Annotated in this window: 15 protein-coding genes and 1 tRNA gene; 9 read left to right on the top strand and 7 right to left on the bottom strand. The window is 70.6% G+C overall.

Annotated features, from left to right (window positions below; translation table 11 throughout):
* Positions 1-172 precede the first annotated feature (172 nt).
* Both ACIBBH_RS27220 and ACIBBH_RS27215 read left to right on the top strand, forming a co-directional pair.
* Positions 173-847 (top strand): Crp/Fnr family transcriptional regulator, encoded by a 675-nt coding sequence (locus tag ACIBBH_RS27220; RefSeq protein ID WP_014674022.1) that lies wholly within the window; start codon positions 173-175, stop codon positions 845-847.
* A gap of 125 nt (positions 848-972) precedes the next feature.
* A complete protein-coding gene (locus ACIBBH_RS27215) occupies positions 973-1,815 on the top strand; it encodes a nucleotidyltransferase domain-containing protein (protein WP_399408922.1) in 843 nt (280 codons plus the stop codon).
* Here ACIBBH_RS27215 and ACIBBH_RS27210 read toward each other — a convergent pair.
* The 4 genes from ACIBBH_RS27210 to ACIBBH_RS27195 are packed head-to-tail and all read right to left on the bottom strand — an operon-like array spanning position 1,805 to position 4,191.
* Positions 1,805-2,638, bottom strand: coding sequence for an MBL fold metallo-hydrolase (locus ACIBBH_RS27210; RefSeq protein ID WP_399408920.1), 834 nt, complete (start codon positions 2,636-2,638; stop codon positions 1,805-1,807). The genes ACIBBH_RS27215 and ACIBBH_RS27210 overlap by 11 nt on opposite strands.
* Entirely contained in the window at positions 2,635-3,510 is an 876-nt protein-coding gene (locus ACIBBH_RS27205) for an NUDIX hydrolase (RefSeq protein WP_399408918.1), read from the bottom strand. Before ACIBBH_RS27205 ends, ACIBBH_RS27210 begins: the two co-directional genes overlap by 4 nt.
* Positions 3,511-3,568: 58 nt before the next feature.
* Positions 3,569-4,033, bottom strand: a complete 465-nt coding sequence (locus ACIBBH_RS27200; RefSeq protein ID WP_399408916.1) for a RidA family protein — start codon at positions 4,031-4,033, stop codon at positions 3,569-3,571.
* The gene (locus tag ACIBBH_RS27195) at positions 4,033-4,191 is read right to left on the bottom strand and encodes a DUF4177 domain-containing protein (protein WP_003991873.1); all 159 of its coding nucleotides are present in this window, start codon (positions 4,189-4,191) and stop codon (positions 4,033-4,035) included. The genes ACIBBH_RS27200 and ACIBBH_RS27195 overlap by 1 nt, the downstream gene beginning before the upstream one ends.
* Positions 4,192-4,263: 72 nt before the next feature.
* On the opposite strand from ACIBBH_RS27195, the gene ACIBBH_RS27190 reads away from it, so the two are divergent.
* Together ACIBBH_RS27190 and ACIBBH_RS27185 are read left to right on the top strand one after the other, a co-directional pair.
* On the top strand, positions 4,264-5,241 hold the full coding sequence (locus tag ACIBBH_RS27190) for an ArsA family ATPase (RefSeq protein WP_399408914.1): 978 nt from the start codon (positions 4,264-4,266) through the stop codon (positions 5,239-5,241).
* Positions 5,238-6,572 (top strand): ArsA family ATPase, encoded by a 1,335-nt coding sequence (locus ACIBBH_RS27185; protein ID WP_399408912.1) that lies wholly within the window; start codon positions 5,238-5,240, stop codon positions 6,570-6,572. The genes ACIBBH_RS27190 and ACIBBH_RS27185 overlap by 4 nt, the downstream gene beginning before the upstream one ends.
* Positions 6,573-6,823: 251 nt before the next feature.
* Here the strand turns inward: ACIBBH_RS27185 and wblA are convergent, their stop codons facing one another.
* A complete protein-coding gene (wblA, locus tag ACIBBH_RS27180) occupies positions 6,824-7,162 on the bottom strand; it encodes a transcriptional regulator WblA (protein WP_063777071.1) in 339 nt (112 codons plus the stop codon).
* A 682-nt stretch (positions 7,163-7,844) separates the two neighbouring features.
* Here wblA and ACIBBH_RS27175 point away from each other — a divergent pair.
* Complete coding sequence (locus ACIBBH_RS27175) at positions 7,845-10,118, top strand: transglycosylase domain-containing protein (protein WP_399408910.1); 2,274 nt, start codon at positions 7,845-7,847, stop codon at positions 10,116-10,118.
* Between the two features lie 107 nt (positions 10,119-10,225).
* Here ACIBBH_RS27175 and ACIBBH_RS27170 read toward each other — a convergent pair whose 3' ends face one another.
* Entirely contained in the window at positions 10,226-10,693 is a 468-nt protein-coding gene (locus ACIBBH_RS27170; protein ID WP_399408908.1) for a GatB/YqeY domain-containing protein, read from the bottom strand.
* Between the two features lie 93 nt (positions 10,694-10,786).
* On the opposite strand from ACIBBH_RS27170, the gene ACIBBH_RS27165 reads away from it, so the two are divergent.
* The 3 genes from ACIBBH_RS27165 to ACIBBH_RS27155 all read left to right on the top strand — a co-directional run bounded on the left by ACIBBH_RS27165 (position 10,787) and on the right by ACIBBH_RS27155 (position 12,731).
* Entirely contained in the window at positions 10,787-11,713 is a 927-nt protein-coding gene (locus ACIBBH_RS27165) for a metallophosphoesterase (protein WP_399408906.1), read from the top strand.
* A 92-nt stretch (positions 11,714-11,805) separates the two neighbouring features.
* Positions 11,806-12,624 carry a Pr6Pr family membrane protein gene (locus ACIBBH_RS27160; RefSeq protein ID WP_399408904.1) on the top strand — a complete coding sequence of 273 codons (819 nt, stop codon included), beginning with the start codon at positions 11,806-11,808 and terminating at the stop codon, positions 12,622-12,624.
* Between the two features lie 33 nt (positions 12,625-12,657).
* Positions 12,658-12,731: transfer RNA gene (locus tag ACIBBH_RS27155), tRNA-Pro, on the top strand.
* 436 nt (positions 12,732-13,167) lie between these two features.
* Here the strand turns inward: ACIBBH_RS27155 and ACIBBH_RS27150 are convergent.
* The gene (locus ACIBBH_RS27150; protein ID WP_399408903.1) at positions 13,168-13,710 is read right to left on the bottom strand and encodes an SMI1/KNR4 family protein; all 543 of its coding nucleotides are present in this window, start codon (positions 13,708-13,710) and stop codon (positions 13,168-13,170) included.
* 136 nt (positions 13,711-13,846) lie between these two features.
* On the opposite strand from ACIBBH_RS27150, the gene ACIBBH_RS27145 reads away from it, so the two are divergent.
* Positions 13,847-14,056 carry a hypothetical protein gene (locus ACIBBH_RS27145; RefSeq protein WP_399408901.1) on the top strand — a complete coding sequence of 70 codons (210 nt, stop codon included), beginning with the start codon at positions 13,847-13,849 and terminating at the stop codon, positions 14,054-14,056.
* Positions 14,057-14,065: the final 9 nt, after the last annotated feature.

The raw sequence follows: 14,065 nt of genomic DNA, 5'->3' as shown, positions 1-14,065 counted from the left end.
CGGACCCGGAAGATCGGCCCCCGATCGGACCCCTGCCGCGTACCTCGGGACATGTGTGCGGCATCCTTGTGATAGATCACACTGTTTGGACCGTCCGGCAAAATGGGGAACACGGTCCCCTGGCACGCGGGGGAGCAAGATCCCCTGAGCAGGTCGACAAGGGAGAGAACTCGTGGACGACGTTCTGCGGCGCAACCCGCTCTTCGCGGCGCTCGACGACGAGCAGGCCGCGGAGCTCCGCGCCTCCATGAGTGAGGTGACCCTCGCGCGCGGTGACTCGCTCTTCCACGAAGGCGACCCCGGTGACCGGCTCTACGTCGTCACCGAGGGCAAGGTCAAGCTGCACCGCACCTCGCCCGACGGGCGCGAGAACATGCTGGCCGTCGTCGGCCCCGGCGAGCTCATCGGCGAACTGTCGCTGTTCGACCCGGGCCCGCGTACGGCGACCGCGACCGCGCTGACCGAGGTCAAGCTGCTCGGTCTCGGCCACGGCGACCTGCAGCCCTGGCTGAACGCGCGTCCCGAGGTGGCCGGCGCCCTGCTGCGGGCCGTCGCGCGCCGCCTGCGCAAGACCAACGACGCCATGTCCGACCTGGTCTTCTCCGATGTCCCCGGCCGCGTGGCACGCGCCCTGCTGGACCTCTCCCGCCGCTTCGGCGTGCAGTCGGAGGAGGGCATCCACGTGGTGCACGACCTGACGCAGGAAGAACTGGCCCAGCTCGTCGGCGCCTCGCGCGAGACCGTGAACAAGGCACTGGCGGACTTCGCCCAGCGCGGGTGGCTCCGCCTGGAGGCGCGGGCCGTGATCCTGCTGGACGTGGAGCGGCTGGCGAAGCGGTCGCGCTGAGCGCACTCCGACCTGGGCGAGGCCCCTGCCGTGCGGCGGGGCCCGTTCCGCCGGCGGTGACCCCCGGGGGCGCCGCGGCCGTAAATCACGTGCCCCGGCGGGCCCCGGCCGGGCACAGCGCGCGAATGGCCGAACCTCCGGACCCCCACGGTCTCGACGCGCAGGGCTTCATCGAGCGCGAAGGGTCCCTCGCCCGCGTGCCGCCCGCCTTCCGCCCGGTCGTGGCCGCCGCCCGCGACCGCCTCCTGGACGCCTTCGGGGCGCGCATGCACAGCGCCTACCTCTACGGGTCGGTTCCGCGCGGCACCGCGCGCGTGGGGCGCAGTGATCTCGATCTGCTGGTCGCCCTGCGGGAGGAGCCCACGGACGCGGACCGGGATGCGGCCCGGGTCCTCGGAGCGGCGCTCGACGAGGAGTTCCGGCAGATCGACGGTGCGGGGACCCTGCTGTTCGGCCGGGGGCGGCTGCTCAGTGACCTGGAGACGTACGACTTGGGGTGGTTCGTCGCCTGCCTGTGCACCCCGCTGCTCGGTGAGGACCTCGCCGCGCACCTGCCCCGCTACCGGCCCGACTCGCTGCTGGCCCGCGAGACCAACGGCGACCTCGCGCTGTTCCTGCCCCGCTGGCGGGAGCGGATCGCGGGCGCCGGGAACCTCGAGGAGGCCCGGCGGCCGCTCGTGCGCTTCATGTCACGCCACCTCGTCCGCACCGCCTGCACCCTCGTCATGCCCCGCTGGCAGGGCTGGACCAGCGATCTGCGGGAGATGGCCGAGGTGTTCGGCGCGTACTACCCGCAGCGGGCGGCACAGCTGCGCGCGGCGGCCGAGTACGGGTACGAACCCGTAGGTGACGCCGCCGTCCTGCGCGCGTACCTCGACGACCTCGGGCCCTGGCTGGTCGAGGAGTACGCGCGCGTGCACGGCGTCAAGGCGCCGAGGCCGGACCAGCCGAGGCGGACTACTGGATGAGCCCGTGCTCCTGGAGATAGTCCATCTGCGCCCGCACCGACAGCTCCGCCGCCGGCCACAGGGAGCGGTCCACGTCGGCGTAGACGTGGGCCACGACCTGGGCGGGGGTGCGGTAGCCGTCCTCGACGGCCGTCTCCACCTGGGCGAGGCGGTGGGCCCGGTGGGCGAGGTAGAACTCGACGGCGCCCTGGGCGTCCTCCAGGACCGGCCCGTGACCCGGCAGGACCGTGTGGACGCCGTCGTCGACCGCGAGGGACCTCAGGCGCCGCAGTGAGTCCAGATAGTCGCCCAGGCGGCCGTCGGGGTGCGCCACGACCGTCGTACCGCGACCGAGGACGGTGTCGCCGGTCAGGACGGCCCGGTCGGCCGGGAGGTGGAAGCACAGGGAGTCCGCGGTGTGACCGGGGGTCGGTACGACCCTCAGCTCCAGGCCGCCGACCGTGATCACGTCCCCGGCGGCCAGGCCCTCGTCACCGAGCCGCAACGCCGGGTCCAGCGCACGCACCTTGGTGCCGGTCAGCTCGGCGAAGCGGGCGGCGCCGTCGGCGTGGTCGGGGTGGCCGTGGGTGAGCAGGGTGAGGGCGACGCGCTTGCCGGCCTTCTCGGCGGTGTCGACGACCGCGCGCAGGTGGCCGTCGTCCAGGGGGCCCGGGTCTATGACCACGGCCCGGTCGGAGCCGGGCTCGGAGACGATCCAGGTGTTCGTGCCGTCCAGGGTCATCGCGGAGGCGTTGGGCGCCAGGACGTTGACGGCCCGTTCGGTGGCCGGGCCGGTCAGAACCCCGCCCCGGGGCTGGCCGGGCAGGGCTGCTGCGTGGGTCATGCGGGGCCTCCCCCGGTCGTCGTCGGGATGTGCTTGGTGAACTCGTCGTGGCCGGGCCAGGACAGGACGATCTCGCCGTCCACCAGGCGGGCCCGGGCGAGGACGGGCGTCATATCGCGCGCGGGCGCGGCGGCGAGCGCCTCGGCGGCGGTGCCGTACGGGGACAGCTCGCGCAGAGTGGCGATGGTGGGCGGCATCATCAGCAGCTCACCCTTGTCGTACCGGGCCGCCGCCTCCGCGGGCCGGATCCACACCGTGCGGTCGGCCTCCGTGGAGGCGTTCCGGGTGCGCTGCCCCTCGGGGAGGGCCGCCACGAAGAACCAGGTGTCGTAGCGGCGGGCCTCGAACTCCGGGGTGATCCACCGGGCCCAGGCGCCCAGCAGGTCGGAGCGCAGGACCAGGCCGCGGCGGTCGAGGAACTCGGCGAAGGACAGCTCACGGGCGACCAGGGAGGCGCGGTCCGCCTCCCAGTCGGCACCGGTGGTGTCGCCGACGACCGAGTCGGGGGCGGGTCCGGCGAGCAGGACGCCCGCCTCCTCGTACGTCTCCCGCACGGCCGCGCAGACGATCGCCTGGGCCCCGGTCTCGTCGACGCCGAGCCGGTCGGCCCACCACGCGCGCGAGGGCCCCGCCCAGCGGATGTCGCGGTCGTCGTCGCGCGGGTCCACACCGCCGCCGGGATACGCGTACGCGCCTCCGGCGAAGGCCATGGAGGCGCGTCTGCGCAGCATGTGCACGGCGGGGCCGGCGGGCATGTCCCTCAGGAGCATCACCGTGGCCGCGCGCCGCGGGAGCACCGGCGTGAGGGTGCCGTCCGCGAGCGCACGGATGCGTTCCGGCCACTCCGGGGGGTACCACTGCCCATTCGCCATGGGCGCGAGGCTATCCCGTGGCGCGCGAATGTTCGAGAGGTGCCCGAGGTCAGCGGGGCTACTGCACCAGCTCCACCTGGACCTCGACCTCTACCGGCGCGTCCAGCGGCAGCACGGCGACGCCCACCGCGCTGCGCGCGTGCACGCCCTTGTCGCCGAGGACCTCGCCGAGCAACTCGCTGGCACCGTTGACGACACCCGGCTGGCCCGTGAAGTCGGCGGCCGAGGCGACGAAGCCCACTACCTTCACCACGCGCGCGACGCGGTCCAGGTCGCCTGCGACGGACTTCACGGCGGCCAGCGCGTTCAGCGCGCAGGTACGGGCCAGTTCCTTGGCCTCCTCCGCGGTGACCTCGCCGCCGACCTTGCCGGTGACCGGGAGCTTGCCGTCCACCATCGGCAGCTGGCCGGAGGTGTAGACGTACACGCCGGACTGCACGGCGGGCTGGTAGGCGGCCAGCGGCGGCACGACCCCCGGCAGGGTCAGGCCGAGTTCGGCCAGCCTGTCCTCGACGGCGCTCATTACTGCTTCTCCCGCTTCAGGTAGGCCACGAGCTGTTCGGGGTTGTTCGGCCCGGGCACGACCTGGACGAGCTCCCAGCCGTCCTCGCCCCAGGTGTCCAGAATCTGCTTCGTGGCATGGACGAGCAGCGGCACGGTTGCGTATTCCCACTTGGTCATGTGGCCGACTGTAGCCGCTGTTATCCACAGCCTCCCGCGTAGCCCGCGGGCGGACTGGTTAGGCTCGAAGACGTGAGCAGGCTCCAGGTCGTCAGCGGCAAGGGCGGGACCGGAAAGACGACGGTCGCCGCCGCCCTAGCGCTGGCCCTCGCGACCGAGGGGAAGCGGACGCTTCTCGTCGAGGTCGAGGGCCGGCAGGGCATCGCGCAGCTCTTCGAAACGGAGGCGCTGCCCTATGAGGAGCGGAAGATCGCCGTCGCTCCAGGGGGCGGGGAGGTGTACGCCCTCGCCATCGACCCCGAACTGGCCCTTCTGGACTACCTCCAGATGTTCTACAAGCTGGGCGGGGCCGGCAGAGCCCTGAAGAAGCTCGGCGCCATCGACTTCGCCACCACCATCGCGCCGGGCCTGAGGGACGTACTCCTCACCGGCAAGGCGTGCGAGGCGGTGCGGCGCAAGGACAGGAGCGGGCGGTTCGCGTACGACTACGTCGTCATGGACGCGCCGCCGACCGGGCGCATCACGCGCTTCCTCAACGTCAACGACGAGGTCGCCGGGCTCGCCAAGATCGGCCCGATACACAATCAGGCGCAGGCCGTGATGCGGGTGCTGAAGTCGCCCGAGACGGCCGTTCATCTGGTGACGCTCCTCGAGGAGATGCCCGTCCAGGAGACCGCGGACGGGATCGCCGAACTGCGCGCGGCCCGGCTGCCGGTGGGCCGGGTCGTCGTGAACATGGTCCGGCCCGCGGTGCTGGACGCGGCCGACCTGGACCTCGTACGGACCGTGCCGCGCGCCGCCGTCGCCCAGTCGCTGTCCGCCGCCGGGCTGGGCGGGGCGCGCAGGGGCGGCAACGCCGAGCGGCTGGTGGATCCGCTCCTGGAGCAGGCCGCCGAGTACGCCGAGCGGTACGCACTGGAGGAGGAGCAGCGGGCGGTCCTGGGCGAGCTGGGCCTGCCGCTGCACGAGCTGCCCCTGCTCGCCGAGGGCATGGACCTCGCGGGCCTGTACGAACTCGCCACCGAGCTGCGGAATCAGGGGATGTCATGAGTCCGGACCCGACCCACGCGCAGGACAGCGCCCGCCACCACCTCTCCCCCGCGCGCGTGCTCGACGTCGATCCGCTGATCGACGACCCGAAGACCCGGATCGTGGTGTGCTGCGGCTCCGGCGGGGTCGGGAAGACCACGACCGCGGCGGCGCTGGGGCTGCGTGCCGCCGAGCGGGGCCGCAAGGTGGTCGTCCTCACCATCGACCCGGCGCGCCGGCTGGCCCAGTCCATGGGCATCGACTCACTGGACAACGTGCCGCGTCGGGTGAAGGGCACCGAGGGCGACGGCGAGCTGCACGCCATGATGCTCGACATGAAGCGCACATTCGACGAGATCGTCGAGGCGCACGCGGACCCGGAGCGGGCGGCAGTGATCCTGGCCAACCCCTTCTACCAGTCGCTCTCGGCGGGCTTCGCGGGCACGCAGGAGTACATGGCGATGGAGAAGCTGGGGCAGCTGCGGGCGAGGGACGAGTGGGACCTCATCGTGGTCGACACGCCGCCGTCGCGCTCCGCGCTGGACTTCCTGGACGCGCCGAAGCGGCTCGGGTCCTTCCTGGACGGCCGGCTGATCCGGCTGCTGACGGCCCCGGCGAAGCTGGGTGGGCGCGCGGGGATGAAGTTCCTGAACGTCGGCATGTCGATGATGACCGGCACGCTGGGCAAACTGCTGGGCGGTCAGCTGCTGAAGGACGTGCAGACGTTCGTGGCCGCGATGGACACCACCTTCGGCGGTTTCCGCACACGCGCGGACGCCACGTACAAGCTGCTGCAGGCGCCCGGCACGGCGTTCCTGGTGGTGGCGGCTCCCGAGCGGGACGCGCTGCGCGAGGCCGCGTACTTCGTCCAGCGGCTGGCCGCGGAGGACATGCCGCTGGTCGGGCTGGTGCTCAACCGGGTCCACGGCAGCGGCGCCGGCCGGCTGTCGGCCGAGCGGGCGCTCGCCGCAGCGGAAAATCTTGAAGAGCCCCGCATTGTGGATCAGGGGGACGGGAAAGCTGGACTTCGTAACTCTCCCGACACGTACGACAGTTCAGAATCTCCCGCGTCAGCGTCACCCGCGCCGGAATCTCCCGCGGCGGAATCGTCCCCGGCGGAATCCCCCTCGGCGGATTCGCCTGTCGACCGGCTCGCCGCAGGCCTGCTGAGGCTGCACGCCGAGCGCATGCGGCTGCTCTCCCGCGAGCAGCGCACGCGTGACCGTTTCACCACGCTCCACCCCGAGGTGGCGGTGGTCGAAGTGGCCGCGCTGCCCGGCGACGTGCACGACCTCGCGGGGCTGCGGGACATCGGCGACCGGCTGGCGGCCGGCCGGCCGGAGCTTTCCTGAGCATCTGAGGCCTTCCTGAGCCTCTGCGGCCAGGTCCTTTCCGACGGATCAGGTCGCAGGAAACGGGCGGTGCCTCATCGATGCTGGTGAGCGGGGTCTGGTGCGTCCAGCTGCAAGGCGGGGCAGGGCGTCGATGCGGAGCATCGGCAACCGACGACAACGCCGGTGGGGCACCGCCCGCTCGGCGAAAGCCGAGAGTGGGGGAGGGCGTGCCGAACCCCGCGTCTGCGGCATGATCCGCCGGACAGGCCCTAGCTCACGGCCGCGTAGTTCTCGTACACCTCGTCGTTGTCGAGGGGCACGATCCCCGTTCCCCGCTCGTACTCCGAGCGGGCGGTCTCCAGGAGCCTGCGCCAGGAGGTCACCGTGGGCCGCCTGCGCAGCAGTGCGCGGCGCTCGCGCTCCGTCATGCCTCCCCACACGCCGAACTCGACGCGGTTGTCCAGCGCGTCGGCCAGGCATTCGGTGCGTACCGGGCATCCGGTGCACACCGCCTTGGCCCTGTTCTGCGCTGCTCCCTGAACGAACAGTTCATCCGGATCAGTAGTGCGGCAGGCAGCCTGCGCACTCCAGTCGGTTACCCAGCCCATACCGGCGCCGTCCTCTCCCGAATCGAGGCTCCCCCACGGCGGCAGCGGCATATTCACCGCCGCCAGTTGAGGACGTTACGGAAGGTGGGCACAGCGCAACACCCCCTTCGGGCCCAATCTTGAATGGCCCGAACGGACTATGGGTAAGCGGCAGATCACCCGCGGGAGTGAGCTGGCGACATGCGTGATCATCCCGGCAAACCGGGACAGCTGTGGAGCGCCACAACGGACGCCGGGTGACACACAAGGCGGATTCGGACACGCCGCCAACACGCTGCCCGAAAAAAGTTGGGCTGCTTCCGGAACGATTCGGGGTCGCCGGACGTATTGATACGTGGCCGCACTGCTGTGACAGTTGCGAGCAGCTTAGGCCAAGGCCTTCACGCGTGTCCGGCGAATGAGAACGTAGACGCCTCACGTTGTCATGCCGTCGAGTTCCCGGGACGAGCCCTGCGAACACGGCGCGGTCGTGGAGTCACCGGTGCCACGCGTTGGCGTTCGGTCCGGCAAGACGTCTTCGCCGGTCACCTGACCGCCGCCACCACAAGCACCAGGACCGCGCGCCCGTCCACGTCGGGGCGTCGCAGGCCCGGCTGTCCCGGATGTCACGATCCGGCACTCGAACATTCCGAGAAGCACCCGCTCCGCCGGAACGCTCATCACTACGGATTAGGCTGCCCTCATGCCAAAGAAGCGCTCGGGCGGTGGTCTGTCGGCGACGCAGCAGGCCGTCAAGTTCCTCGGTGTCAGTGTGCTCGCGGGAGCGGTGATGGCCGGTATCGCGCTGCCCGCGGCCGGCGCGCTCGGACTCGCGGCCAAGGGCTCGGTCCAGGGCTTCGACGACATCCCGGCCAACCTCAAGAGCCCGCAGCTGAGCCAGCGCACCACCATCCTGGACAGCGCGGGCCACAAGATCGCTTCGGTGTACTCCCGGGATCGTACGGTGGTGGACCTCAAGGACATCTCGCCTTACATGCAGAAGGCGATCGTCGCGATCGAGGACTCCCGCTTCTACCAGCACGGCGCGATCGACCTGAAGGGCGTCCTGCGCGCCCTGAACAAGAACGCGCAGAGCGGCGGGGTCGCCCAGGGCGCCTCCACGCTCACCCAGCAGCTGGTGAAGAACTACTTCATCGAGGAGGCCGGCGACGACCCGACGAAGGTCGCGCAGGCCACCCAGCAGACGCTGGGCCGCAAGATCCGCGAGCTGAAGTACGCGATCCAGATCGAGGACAAACTCGGCAAGAAGAAGATCCTCGAGAACTACCTGAACATCACCTTCTTCGGCGAGCAGGCCTATGGCGTCGAGGCCGCCTCCCAGCGCTACTTCTCCAAGCACGCCAAGGACCTCAACCTCCAGGAGGCCGCCCTCCTCGCGGGCATCGTCCAGTCCCCGAGCCGGTACGACCCGGTCAACGACGAGGCCGAGGCCACCAAGCGGCGCAACACCGTCCTCCAGCGCATGACCGAGGTCGGCGACATCTCGCGGGCGGAGGCCGACAAGGCCAAGGAGGCCCCGCTCGGGCTGCACGTCAGACAGCCGAAGAACGGCTGCATCACCGCCTCCAAGGGGGCGTCCTTCTTCTGCAAGTACGTCGAGAACGTCTTCCTCAGCGACCCGGTCTTCGGCAAGACGAGGGAGGCTCGCGCCAGGCTCTGGAACAAGGGCGGGCTGACGATCCGTACGACCCTCGACCCGCAGGCCCAGGAGTCGGTCCGGGCCTCGCTCAAGGACCACGTCTACAAGTCGGACCGGGTCGCCGCGGCCGCCACCCTGGTGGAGCCCGGCACCGGCAAGATCCTCGCGATGGGCCAGTCGAAGCCGTACGGCTACGGCAAGAACGAGACCGAGTACAACTACTCCGTCAACCACGACATGGGCGGCTCGAACTTCGGCTTCCCGACCGGTTCGACCTTCAAGCCGTTCGTGGCCGCGGCCGCCCTGGAGGGCGGCAAGCCCGCGACGCAGGAGTACTCGTCGCCGTTCAAGATGGACTACCCGAGCCCCGTCCAGACCTGCAGCAGCAAGCCGTGGATCAACGACCACGCGTACACGGTGGAGAACGAGAGCGAGTCCGAGGTCGGCCCGTACCGCATGAAGGAGGCGATGGCGAAGTCCGTCAACACCTACTTCGTGCAGCTCATCTCCGACATCGGGCTGTGCCCGGTGCAGAAGATGACCCACGCGCTGCACGTGGTGCAGGGCAACGGCGACAAGCTCCCGGAGCGCCCCTCCATCGCCCTCGGCGCGATCGGCCTGTCCCCGCTGACGATGGCCAACGCGTACGCCACCTTCGCCGCCCGTGGCATGTACTGCACACCGGTCGCCATCGAGTCGATCACCCAGAAGGACGGCGACCGGCAGAAGTCCCTGGAGGTTCCCAGGTCGACCTGCTCGCGCGCGATGAGCGAGAAGACCGCCGACACGGTCAACACCCTGCTGCGCGGCGTGATCGACTCCGGTACGGGCCAGCAGGCCGGCCTCGGCGACCGCGAGAGCGCCGGTAAGACGGGTACGACGGACGAGCGGAAGAACGCCTGGTTCGTCGGCTACACGCCCAACCTCGCCGGCGCGGTCTGGGTCGGCAGCGCCAAGCAGAACGTGAAGATGGTCAACATCACCATCGGCGGCCGCTACAACGACCTCGTCTACGGCGGTCAGGTCCCCGGCCCCATCTGGAAGGACGCCATGACCGGCGCCCTGGCCGGCAAGGACGCCCCGAGCTTCAACCTCGTCGACATCCCGGACGACGACAGGGGCAAGGGCGACGGGAAGGGCGACGACGACCGCAACGGGGACGACAACGGCGGGATCATCGGGGGGCTGACGGACGGCGGTGCGACGGGCGACAACACCGGCTTCCCGACGCCCACCTTCTCCTTCCCGGACAACTTCATCCAGGGGCAGGCGAACGGGGGGAACAACGGGAACGGGAACGGGGGTCAGCGGGGCTGAGCCGACCGCCCGGCCCTGGCCCGGTGATGCGGCGGGGCCGCACTCCTGGATTCAGCGGGGCCGCACTCCTGACCGGTAGTGCGGCCCCGCCGCCGTACTGCCTGCGCTCAGCTGGCGAGCAGCTTCTTGACCGCCGCGGCGACCCGGCCGCCCTCGGCCTGGCCGGCCACCTTCGGGTTCACGATCTTCATCACGGCGCCCATGGCCCGCGGCCCCTCGGCACCGGCCGCCCTGGCCTCCTGCACGGCCTGGGCCACGATCGCGTTCAGCTCCTCGTCGGACAGCTGCTTGGGCAGGTACTCGGCGAGCACCTCGCCCTCCGCCTTCTCCCGCTCGGCCTGCTCGGCACGACCACCCTGCGCGAAGGCCTCCGCCGCCTCCCGGCGCTTCTTGGCCTCCTTGGCGATCACCTTCTGGACCTCGTCGTCGGAGAGCTCGCGCTTCTCCTTGCCCGCGACCTCCTCCTTGGTGATCGCGGCGAGCGTCAGCCGGAGCGTCGAGGAGCGGAGCTCGTCGCGCTTCTTGATCGCGGCGTTGAGGTCGTCGTGTAGCTTCGACTTGAGCGTGGTGGTCATGGCTCGATTGTCGCAGGTGCGGCGGCGCGAACGCCCGCCGATTTACCGGGCGGCCGGTCTCGACGCCCCGTCAGGGTCTGACACGATGGGCGTATGCGCGCGCGATACGGAGTACCCCTGGGAATCGTGGCGGCCGGCGCCGCCGGTCTGGTGTATGCGGCGGGCTTCGAGGTCCGCTCCTTCCGCCTCCGCCGGGTGACGGTGCCCGTCCTGCCCCCGGGCATGCGCCCGCTGCGCGTGCTCCAGGTCTCCGACATCCACATGGTCCGCGACCAGCGCAAGAAGCAGCGCTGGCTGCGCTCGCTGGCGGGCCTGCGCCCCGACTTCGTGATCAACACGGGCGACAACCTCTCGGACCCGGAGGGCGTGCCGGAGGTCCTGGACGCGCTCGGCCCCCTCATGGAGTTCCCGGGCGCGTATGTCTTCGGCTCCAACGACTACTACGGCCCCAAGCTCCGCAACCCCGCCCGCTACCTGCTGGAGAAGACCAGCGGCCGGCACGGCCTGAACGGCAACCCGCCGGTGGTGGGCGCGGTCCACAACCCCTGGGAAGACCTCCGGGACGGCTTCGACGCGGCGGGCTGGCTGAACCTGACCAACACCCGGGGCGAGCTGAAGATCGAGGGCGTCTCGGTGGAGCTGACCGGCCTCGACGACCCCCACATCAAGCGCGACCGCTACGCCCGGGTCGCCGGCGGCCCCTCGGCGTCGGCCGACTTCTCCATGGGCGTGGTGCACGCCCCGTACCTGCGCGTACTGGACGCGTACGCGGCCGACGGCTACCCCCTGATCCTGGCCGGCCACACCCATGGCGGCCAGCTGTGCATCCCCTTCTACGGCGCCCTGGTCACCAACTGCGACCTCGACACGGAGCGGGTGAAGGGGCTGTCCACACATACGGCGGAGGGCCGTACCTCGTACCTGCACGTGTCGGCGGGGTGCGGGACGAACCGGTACACGCCGGTGCGGTTCGCTTGTCCGCCGGAGGCGACGCTGCTGACGTTGGTGGGCAGGGAGTAGGGCGGGAACGGGTCCCCTCCCCGGTCCACCGGGGTAACCCACCCGGATCCGCCCGGATCGCCCCTTTTGTCAGCCCTGCTTAGCGTGAGGGCATGACGGCCTCGACACCTCCGATACGTCCGACGCCTCCGATACCGAGGGACATCCCGGACCTCCCGCCGATCCCGGGTACGCCCGCCCTGCCGCTCTCCCCCGTCCCGGCCGCGGCGGTCGTACCCCCGGTACGCCGCCCCCTGACCGCGATCTTCCGCCTGCTGGTCGCCCTGCTGGCGACGGCGGGCGTCACCCTGGAGCTGCTGCTGGGCAGCCCGGCGCGGACCCTGAGCTACTTCAGCGTGCAGAGCAACATCCTGCTGGCGCTGATCTTCACAGCCTCGGCCCACCGCGCGTGGACGGCCGGCCGCCCCCTGCCGTCATCGACAACAGGCGCCGCGCTCCTCTACGTGACGATCACAGCCGGGGTCCACCACCTGCTCCTGGCCCACATCACGCCCCCGTTCCTCATGACCGACGCGACGGCACCCCCGGCGCGCTGGCACGCCCAGTGGGCCACCCTCCAGCTCCTCCACACAGCGGCCCCACTAGGCGCGCTCGTGGACTGGCTCCTCCTGACCGCCCCCGGCCGCCTGCACCTGCGCCAGGCCACGACCTGGATGCTCTACCCCCTGGCCTACCTGGCCTTCTCCCTGGCCCGCGCCGAGCTACTCCTCCCCGACACCCCGGCCCGCTACCTCTACCCCTTCCTCGACGTCGACCAGCACGGCTACAAGGGCACCCTCGCCAACGCCCTCCTCCTCGGTCTCTCCTTCTACGCCCTGGCCGTCCTCCTGGTCGCCCTGGACCACACCCGCCCGAACCCCGTCCGCCGCCGCCACAAAACCGGATTTCGTCTCCGGCCACCAGTGGGCTAAAGTAAGCGTCGTCGCCGCGACAAGCAGTGACATCGGGGTGTAGCGCAGCTTGGCAGCGCGCTTCGTTCGGGACGAAGAGGCCGTGGGTTCAAATCCCGCCACCCCGACGCCGTAGTACCAGGTCAGGGGCCTGATCCACCCAGTGGATCAGGCCCCTGACGGGTTTCCGGAGATCGTTTGGGAGAAATCTGGGAGAATTACATTGGTCGGCTTCTCCCAGGCGGGACAGCAACCGCCCTGCCAGGCGCGCCAAACTCGGGCGTCTCGCTGCTGCGCATGCGCAAATTCGAGTCGGCGCTCATGGGCCCCGGCCAACAGCGCACTCCGCTGAGGGACACTGAGGCGGGGCCCGATACGAGCCGTGGGTTGATCTGGGCTCATTGCACCCCACCAGTCCAAGCTCCAGCGGTCGCAAGTGCGGCCCTCGGGAGTGCCCCACGGCAGGTGGCTCTGTCCATGAGAACGGACAGCAGATGTTCACCACTTCGGGAGGCACCAAGGATTCGAACAGTCCGCAACCCACGACTGTGCAGGACGGAGCGATCAGTCCCACCAGTCGTCGCCGGTGTGCCAACGCCGCACCCACTCCTCGAAGCCCCATGCCTGGTCGCCGGGCGCCGGGACGGCGCCGACGTCGGCGACCATCCACACCTCGCCGCGGCGGGGGCCGGTGGTCAGCAGAAGCCAGAACGACTGCCCGTCCTCGGACCCGAGAACAATGGACCCCTTGTTGAACACGGCGTCGATCCGTGGGTCCTCGGGGCCGACACTCTCATCGTCCTCCCAGCCCCAAGCTGCCTCCAGAGGGAACGGTTCCCCTGGCTGCCGCGGGCCGAGGTCGGGCCACGTGTCGGGCAGCCGGCCGAGCGGCTGAAGACCGCCATCGCCAGCGGGGCCCAGGCGCGACCCGTTGCTGACCTCCGCGATGAAGGTCCTGTACGGCTCCGGCAGGACCACCCCGTTCTCCTGCTCCCACTCCGCTACGGCTTCATGCCCGAGCCCCGGCTCGCGCCATTCCGGCGGGAACACGGAGCGCAGGAAGTCGAGAGTGGCTTCGTCGGGACGCTGATCACGTGTGTCTGTCACGGCAGCATGCTGGCAGAAGGGACTGACAGCCCATCGCGGCCGCCTCATCCCGGAGCTGCGCCGCCCCAAGCCATGAACATCGACAGAGCCGGAGGCAGGTGCCTCCCGAAGTGGTGAACATCTGCTGTCCGTTCTCATGGACAAAGCCATCACCATCGGCGAATACATCGCGGTCTACGCCGACAACGTCTTCGCCCTCACCACACTGTGCTACTCCGGACACCCCGCCCCGTGGACGGCCGTAACCGCAGAACACAGCCGTACGATCCGCGTACACCCGATCCGGCCCCCCGGCCCCCACCGCGACGACGCCTCGGCCATCTGGCCAGGCGCCGCACCCCGGTGACGCGCGGGA

Origin of the sequence: Streptomyces sp. NPDC051636, assembly GCF_044453765.1 — a bacterium.
In the GTDB taxonomy this organism is placed as follows: Bacteria; Actinomycetota; Actinomycetes; order Streptomycetales; family Streptomycetaceae; genus Streptomyces.
Note: the sequence above shows the minus strand (reverse complement) of the source record. Positions and strands in the feature narration are given on the sequence as shown.

Coding starts and splice junctions, on each gene's coding strand:
- ACIBBH_RS27185 (WP_399408912.1), top strand. CDS start 5,238: ATGAGTCCGGACCCGACCCACGCGCAGGACAGCGCCCGCCACCACCTC.
- ACIBBH_RS27205 (WP_399408918.1), bottom strand. CDS start 3,510: ATGGCGAATGGGCAGTGGTACCCCCCGGAGTGGCCGGAACGCATCCGT.
- ACIBBH_RS27145 (WP_399408901.1), top strand. CDS start 13,847: ATGGACAAAGCCATCACCATCGGCGAATACATCGCGGTCTACGCCGAC.
- ACIBBH_RS27195 (WP_003991873.1), bottom strand. CDS start 4,191: ATGACCAAGTGGGAATACGCAACCGTGCCGCTGCTCGTCCATGCCACG.
- ACIBBH_RS27215 (WP_399408922.1), top strand. CDS start 973: ATGGCCGAACCTCCGGACCCCCACGGTCTCGACGCGCAGGGCTTCATC.
- ACIBBH_RS27175 (WP_399408910.1), top strand. CDS start 7,845: ATGCCAAAGAAGCGCTCGGGCGGTGGTCTGTCGGCGACGCAGCAGGCC.
- ACIBBH_RS27170 (WP_399408908.1), bottom strand. CDS start 10,693: ATGACCACCACGCTCAAGTCGAAGCTACACGACGACCTCAACGCCGCG.
- ACIBBH_RS27160 (WP_399408904.1), top strand. CDS start 11,806: ATGACGGCCTCGACACCTCCGATACGTCCGACGCCTCCGATACCGAGG.
- wblA (WP_063777071.1), bottom strand. CDS start 7,162: ATGGGCTGGGTAACCGACTGGAGTGCGCAGGCTGCCTGCCGCACTACT.
- ACIBBH_RS27210 (WP_399408920.1), bottom strand. CDS start 2,638: ATGACCCACGCAGCAGCCCTGCCCGGCCAGCCCCGGGGCGGGGTTCTG.
- ACIBBH_RS27200 (WP_399408916.1), bottom strand. CDS start 4,033: ATGAGCGCCGTCGAGGACAGGCTGGCCGAACTCGGCCTGACCCTGCCG.
- ACIBBH_RS27165 (WP_399408906.1), top strand. CDS start 10,787: ATGCGCGCGCGATACGGAGTACCCCTGGGAATCGTGGCGGCCGGCGCC.